Origin of the sequence: Massilia sp. Mn16-1_5, assembly GCF_004798585.1 — a bacterium.
Lineage (GTDB): Bacteria > Pseudomonadota > Gammaproteobacteria > Burkholderiales > Burkholderiaceae_D > Telluria.
Genome location: NZ_PPXQ01000088.1, coordinates 1 through 248, shown reverse-complemented (window position 1 = coordinate 248; position 248 = coordinate 1). Strand labels below are relative to the sequence as shown.

At 52.0% G+C, this 248-nt stretch carries 1 rRNA gene; it reads right to left on the bottom strand.

Annotated features, from left to right (window positions below):
• A 16S ribosomal RNA gene (locus tag C2862_RS25155) occupies positions 1-248 on the bottom strand; the annotation flags it as partial.

Sequence of the window (248 nt, the reverse complement as noted above, 5' to 3'; positions counted from 1 at the left end):
CTTGCGTAGCAACTAATGACAAGGGTTGCGCTCGTTGCGGGACTTAACCCAACATCTCACGACACGAGCTGACGACAGCCATGCAGCACCTGTGTTCAGGTTCCCTTTCGGGCACAGCCAAATCTCTCCGGCCTTCCTGACATGTCAAGGGTAGGTAAGGTTTTTCGCGTTGCATCGAATTAATCCACATCATCCACCGCTTGTGCGGGTCCCCGTCAATTCCTTTGAGTTTTAATCTTGCGACCGTA